We start from the raw sequence: 6,000 nt of genomic DNA, 5'->3' as shown, positions 1-6,000 counted from the left end.
AAAGGTCGTCTGAAATCCCTTTCAGACGACCTTTTCATTTTCTTACTGTCTAATTCAATTAGCCGATTTCGTTATACTTAGTCGGCAAACTGTTTTTTCATGCGTTCGCGGCGTTCTTGTGCTTCTACGGAAAGTGTAGCAGTCGGGCGGGCAAGGAGGCGTTTGAGGCCGATGGGCTCGCCGGTATCCGCGCAGAAGCCATAATCGCCTTCGTCGATGCTGCGGATGGTTGCTTGTACTTTACCTAGAAGTTTGCGCTCGCGGTCGCGGGTGCGCAGTTCCAGCGCGTACTCTTCTTCTTGAGTGGCGCGGTCGGCAGGATCGGGAGCCGATTCGTGTTCTTGCAGGTGGCCAGTGGTGGCAGATGCGTTTTCAATCAGTTCGTCTTGCATTTTTACCAGCAGTTCGCGGAAGAATGCCAACTGGTCACTATTCATGTAGTCTTCTTCCGGGCCGTCCCAATTCAAAATGTCTTGTTCTGTCAGCTTTGCCATAATTTTTCTTTCAATCTATTGCGGGAAACAAAATGCTACTCAAGTGGTTTATTTTATTGATTTCTTAGGACTTCTTTTCTCAAGCCCGTTTGGAAATGGCGGCATGATACCATGTTTTCACAGTCGTGTTTTCGATTTTCACTTTTTTGCATTTTGCTTACGTCATACTGCAAATTCTTAATGAACTCGCTGTCTATTGCAGTAGCCACAAGTTGATTTGGCGGGTAATTTGGGGCGATAGACTGCTTAACCAGATCCACAGTAATAATGCCAATATACTACCCGAAAAATCGTAGCGTCCGTACTTTAAAAACTGTACAGGGAAAAGGATGGGGCGATATATCCGTTCCAACGCGACGGAAAGTTGGGAATAGGGATCTTTAATACTGAGCACCATGCGGATAAACAACCCTATCAATAACACATAAGCTGCTGATTTAATTGTATTCAATACTGCCAGTATAAAATTGGCGATGATGATTTTTGCGCTGAATGCGGTGGGCTGCGCCACTAAAGTGATGAAGGTGAATGCGATGTAATATAACAACAGTCCTGACAACAGGCAGGCTGGGTCGTATTTTTTAACCGGCAGAATTTTATGCAGCGGGTTGACCAGCCAATCGGTTGATCGCTTACTGAACGCCAAGAGCGCATGATTTTCACTCAATCCCGCCGCTTGCAGGAAGAGGCGTGCCAAACACAGGATAACGATGCCGTCGGCAAGCAATATCAATAAATCTCTGCGCATTTTCAGACGACCTTATATTGTTTTGCCATTTCCTGCGAACGCTTGACGCAGGCTTCAACGCCTTGGGCAATGGCTTCGGCAACGTGGCATGATTTGAACGTTTCGATGGCTTCATGGGTGGTTCCGCCTTTGGAAGTAACGTTTTGCTGCAATTGCGCGAAGTCTTCGCCGCTTTGCTCTGCCAAGGCGACTGCACCTTTAAACGTGGCGAGACTGAGGGTGCGGGCATCTTCTTCGCTAAACCCTTGCGCCTGAGCGGCGGCTTGCAGCGCGCCGAGTAAGTAAAAGACGTAGGCGGGGCCGCTGCCGCTGATGCCGGTAATGTTATGCAACTTGTCTTCTTCGTCCAGCCAAACGGTCAAACCGACGGAGCGCATAATTCGGTCTGCGGCGGTGCGGTCGGCTTCGGATACTTCCGCTTCGGCAAACATGCCAGATACGCCCAAACCGATTTTTCCCGGCGTATTGGGCATAGTACGGATGATTCGGCGTGTTCCGCCAAGGTAGCGGCTGAGGGTATCAATAGACAAACCGGCGGCAACGGATAGCACCAATGCGCCGTTGACACGAACGTTGCGGCACGCGGCTTCCATGTCCTGCGGTTTGACGGCAAGAATCAAAACGTCGTCTGAATACAGTTCGGGCAGGGATTCAGAAACTTCAACATTCAATTCTTTTGCCAAACGCTCGCGTTTCTCCGCGCCGCGGTTGGCGATGTGGATGCGGTATCCACCCTGCTTGACCAATCCGCCCGCAATGGCGGTCGCCATATTGCCGCCGCCTAAAAAGTAGATGTTCATAAATTTCCTTAAATTTTTAAATGAAATACATTTTATAGTGGATTAACTCTAAATCAGGACAAGGCGACGAAGCCGCAGACAGTACAGATAGTACGTTCAGCACCTTAGAGAATCGTTCTCTTTGAGCTAAGGCGAGGCAACGCCGTACTGGTTTAAAGTTAATCCACTATACTTGGGGTCGTCTGAAATGCCGTTCCCACCAAAGCGGAAAATTTCAGACGACCTTTTTACCAACAGACGCTTTCGGGCAGCGATGTTCGGTATAAACCCTGTTTTTTTCAAAAATCTATTGCCGCCGGCTTTTTGGGCTTACACCAGCCTGACAAGGACTCACATGGATACCAGTCCATCAACCGACAACCCGTTAACGTCAAACAAAGCAAAACAACCGAGATAATCTGTTTTATTGACTGTCTTTCCCTTTTGGTTCCCGTCTACCGAAAATCGCGCTGCCGATGCGCACATGCGTTGCACCGCACGCGACCGCCACAGGCATATCGCCGGACATTCCCATCGACAATACATCCGCGCAAACACCCGCCGCGTTCAGGTCGGCAAGCAGTTTCTGCATGGTTTGGAACTGAACGCGCAACGCTTCATCATCGCTGTCGGCTTTGGCGACACACATCAACCCGCGTACAACCACATTCGGCAACTTCGCCACTTCCACCGCCAGCGCGACCGCCTCATCGGGCGCAACGCCGTGTTTCGCCTCCTCGCCCGCGATATTGACTTCGATGCACACCTGCAAAGGCGGCATTTCGGGCGGACGCTGTTCGCTCAAGCGGCGGGCGGTTTTCAGACGACCTATCGTATGCACCCAATGCGCGCGTTCGGCGACAAATTTGGTCTTGTTCGACTGCACATCGCCGATGACGTGCCAAATAATGTCGGGCAAATCCGCGAGCGTTTCCGTTTTCTCGTACCACTCCTGAATATAGTTCTCACCGAAATCACGCTGCCCTGCGGCATATACCTCGCGGATGTCGTCTGAAGGGAAGGTTTTGCTGACAGCAATCAGACCCACTTCGCCCGCCTGCCTGCCCGCCTTTTGCTCGGCTTCGGCAATGCGGCGGCACACCTCCGCATAATTTTGTTGCAATACCGACATGATTTCTTCCTTTATTACATCAATTACAGCGATTTTGAAAATTTTACTTGGTCTGAACGGTTTATGTATTTAAAATAATACAATTTATCGGAACCTGAACAGGGAAATGCCCGGCATTCCGCATCCGCATTTTAAATCGGGTTCCGCCTCATTATTCTAAACTAAAACAAGGCCACATTATGCAGATTACCGACTTACTCGCTTTCGGCGTCAAAAACAAAGCTTCCGACCTTCACTTAAGCGCCGGAATGTCCCCCATGATCCGCGTTCACGGCGACATCCGCCGCATAAACCTGCCCGAAATGTCCGCCGAAGAAGTCGGCAACATGGTTACTTCGGTCATGAACGACCACCAGCGCAAACTGTTCCAACAAGATTTGGAAGTGGACTTCTCCTTCGAGTTGCCCAACGTCGCCCGTTTCCGTGTCAACGCATTTACCTCCAACCGCGGCCCTGCCGCCGTCTTCCGTACCATTCCGAGCGACGTATTGACGCTGGAAGACCTGCGCGCCCCGCGTATTTTCCAAAAAATCGCCGACAACCCGCGCGGCTTGGTATTGGTAACCGGCCCGACCGGTTCCGGTAAATCCACCACGCTGGCGGCGATGATCAACTACATCAACGAAACCCAACCCGCACACATCCTCACCATCGAAGACCCGATCGAGTTCGTCCACCAAAGTAAAAAAGCCCTCGTCAACCAGCGCGAGCTGCACCAACACACCCACAGCTTCGCCAACGCCCTGCGTTCCGCATTGCGTGAAGACCCCGACGTAATCCTCGTGGGTGAGATGCGCGACCCTGAAACCATCGGCCTCGCGCTGACTGCCGCCGAAACCGGCCACTTGGTATTCGGTACGCTGCACACCACCGGCGCCGCCAAAACCGTGGACCGTATCGTCGACGTATTCCCTGCCGGCGAAAAAGAGATGGTGCGTTCGATGCTGTCCGAATCCCTGCGCGCGGTTATTTCGCAAACCCTGCTGAAAACCCGCGACGGCAACGGCCGTGTCGCCGCACACGAAATCCTCATTTCCACCCCCGCAGTGCGCAACCTGATCCGCGAAAACAAAATCGCCCAAATCAACTCCGCGCTGCAAACCGGTCAATCACACGGCATGCAAACCCTCGACCAAGCGCTGCAAACCCTCGTCCGCCAAGGTACCATCAGCCCCGACGTAGCCCGCAGCAAAGCGCAAAACAGCGACAGCATGACCATCGTCTGATAAACACATTCCATTATCGGGAACAAACCAGGTCGTCTGAAAACGCAGTTTCACAACGAGGAAGCCCGTTTCCCATTTTCAGACGACCTCCGCAAGGCAGGCACAACACCCAATAACAAACAAACCGCCCGCCGGTCTCAATATTCACTTACTGATAAAGAGTACACAAAATGAGCGAAACAACTCCTTTACACGACTTACTCAGCGAAATGGTGCAAGCCTACTCGCAAAAAAACCAACCGCCGCACATCCCCACCCCCGCCGAAATCGGCACACACCTCCATCCCCTGCTCGACCGCATGTGCGTCGAAGCAGAAAAACGCGGCGCATCCGACATCTTCATCAGCGCAGGCTTCCCGCCTGCCGTCAAAGTCAGCGGCACCCTAACCCCCGTCCCGCACAAAGCCCTGACCGGCGAAGACACAGCCGCCATCGTCGAATCCACCATGAACCCCGAGCAGCTTGAGACCTTCAACCGCGAATGGGAACTCAACTACTCCGTCCAATCCCGCAGCAACACCCGTTACCGTGTCAACGCCTACCACGAACAAGGCCGCGTCGGCATGGTCTTGCGCCGCATCAACCAAGAAATCCCCGAAATGGAGAGCCTCGGCCTGCCCGCCAAACTCAAAGACCTCTCCCTTTCCCCGCGCGGCCTGCTGATCCTTGCCGGCCCGACCGGTTCCGGTAAATCGACCACCATGGCATCCATGCTCGACTACCGCAACCACAAAATGCCCGGCCACATCGTCACCATCGAAGACCCGATCGAATTCATCTACAAACCCCGCCGCAGCATCTTCACCCAGCGCGAAGTCGGCATCGACACCAACGACTGGAAAATCGCCGTCCAAAGCGCAATGCGTCAAGCGCCCGACGTCGTCTGTATCGGCGAGGTGCGCAGCGAAGCCAGTATGGAATACGCCCTCCAGCTTGCCCAAACCGGCCACTTGTGCGTCTTCACCATCCACGCCAACACCGCCGCCCAAACCATCGAGCGTATCATCAACTTCTACCAAGAAGACCGACGCAAACAAGTCCTCATGGATTTGGCGCTCAACCTGACCGGCATCATCGGCCAACGCCTCGCCATCAAGAAAAACCGCAGCCAGCGTACCGCCGTCGTCGACCTTCTGCTCAACACGCCCGCCATGCAGGATTTGATTTTCAAAGGCGAACTCATGGAAATCCGCGAACTCATGATGCGCTCCGGCACAGACGGCATGCAGACCTTCGACCAACACCTGTTCGAACTCTACATCCAAGGTCAAATCGAATACGACGAAGCCCTGCGCCAAGCCGTTTCCACCAACGACCTGCGCCTGCGCATCCAAATGCACGAAGAAGGCAACGACCCCGACCGCCTCTACGACCGCATCAGCGATTTGAACCTGATTTCGTAAACACCCGATTTCAGGTAAGACAAAGGTCGTCTGAAAACCCAACAACCAGGTTTTCAGACGACCTTTGATATAGTGGATTAACAATTTAAATCAGGACAAGGCGACGAAGCCGCAGATAGTACAGATAGTACGTTCAGCACCTTAGAGAATCGTTCTCTTTGAGCCTAAGGCGAGGCAACGCCGTACCGGTTTAAAGTTAATCCACTATATTTGATACG

Annotated in this window: 6 protein-coding genes and 1 pseudogene; 2 read left to right on the top strand and 5 right to left on the bottom strand. The window is 52.7% G+C overall.

All coding sequences use genetic code 11. From position 1 onward, the window contains the following. Nucleotides 1-77: 77 nt before the first annotated feature. The 5 genes and pseudogenes from dksA to HMPREF3050_RS10405 form a co-directional block, all read right to left on the bottom strand. Nucleotides 78-494 (bottom strand): RNA polymerase-binding protein DksA, encoded by a 417-nt coding sequence (gene dksA / locus HMPREF3050_RS10420; RefSeq protein ID WP_003767066.1) that lies wholly within the window; start codon nucleotides 492-494, stop codon nucleotides 78-80. 193 nt (nucleotides 495-687) lie between these two features. After that, nucleotides 688-1,242 (bottom strand): YggT family protein, encoded by a 555-nt coding sequence (locus HMPREF3050_RS10415; protein ID WP_070774741.1) that lies wholly within the window; start codon nucleotides 1,240-1,242, stop codon nucleotides 688-690. A 2-nt stretch (nucleotides 1,243-1,244) separates the two neighbouring features. After that, the gene (proC, locus tag HMPREF3050_RS10410; protein WP_070774739.1) at nucleotides 1,245-2,042 is read right to left on the bottom strand and encodes a pyrroline-5-carboxylate reductase; all 798 of its coding nucleotides are present in this window, start codon (nucleotides 2,040-2,042) and stop codon (nucleotides 1,245-1,247) included. 281 nt (nucleotides 2,043-2,323) lie between these two features. Further along, nucleotides 2,324-2,449: pseudogene (locus tag HMPREF3050_RS15160) on the bottom strand (RNA-binding protein); the annotation flags it as partial. After that, a complete protein-coding gene (locus tag HMPREF3050_RS10405; protein ID WP_070774737.1) occupies nucleotides 2,446-3,153 on the bottom strand; it encodes a YggS family pyridoxal phosphate-dependent enzyme in 708 nt (235 codons plus the stop codon). The gene HMPREF3050_RS10405 and the pseudogene HMPREF3050_RS15160, both read right to left, overlap by 4 nt. 179 nt (nucleotides 3,154-3,332) lie before the next feature. Between HMPREF3050_RS10405 and HMPREF3050_RS10400 the strand changes: the two genes are divergently transcribed. Continuing rightward, nucleotides 3,333-4,379, top strand: coding sequence for a type IV pilus twitching motility protein PilT (locus HMPREF3050_RS10400; RefSeq protein WP_003767088.1), 1,047 nt, complete (start codon nucleotides 3,333-3,335; stop codon nucleotides 4,377-4,379). Nucleotides 4,380-4,549: 170 nt separating this feature from the next. Further along, on the top strand, nucleotides 4,550-5,782 hold the full coding sequence (locus HMPREF3050_RS10395) for a PilT/PilU family type 4a pilus ATPase (protein ID WP_003759784.1): 1,233 nt from the start codon (nucleotides 4,550-4,552) through the stop codon (nucleotides 5,780-5,782). Nucleotides 5,783-6,000 lie beyond the last annotated feature (218 nt).

Source organism: Neisseria sp. HMSC065D04 (genome assembly GCF_001815675.1).
Lineage (GTDB): Bacteria > Pseudomonadota > Gammaproteobacteria > Burkholderiales > Neisseriaceae > Neisseria.
This window is presented reverse-complemented; position numbering and strand designations above follow the sequence as displayed.

Coding starts and splice junctions, on each gene's coding strand:
- HMPREF3050_RS10405 (WP_070774737.1), bottom strand. CDS start 3,153: ATGTCGGTATTGCAACAAAATTATGCGGAGGTGTGCCGCCGCATTGCC.
- HMPREF3050_RS10395 (WP_003759784.1), top strand. CDS start 4,550: ATGAGCGAAACAACTCCTTTACACGACTTACTCAGCGAAATGGTGCAA.
- HMPREF3050_RS10415 (WP_070774741.1), bottom strand. CDS start 1,242: ATGCGCAGAGATTTATTGATATTGCTTGCCGACGGCATCGTTATCCTG.
- proC (WP_070774739.1), bottom strand. CDS start 2,042: ATGAACATCTACTTTTTAGGCGGCGGCAATATGGCGACCGCCATTGCG.
- dksA (WP_003767066.1), bottom strand. CDS start 494: ATGGCAAAGCTGACAGAACAAGACATTTTGAATTGGGACGGCCCGGAA.
- HMPREF3050_RS10400 (WP_003767088.1), top strand. CDS start 3,333: ATGCAGATTACCGACTTACTCGCTTTCGGCGTCAAAAACAAAGCTTCC.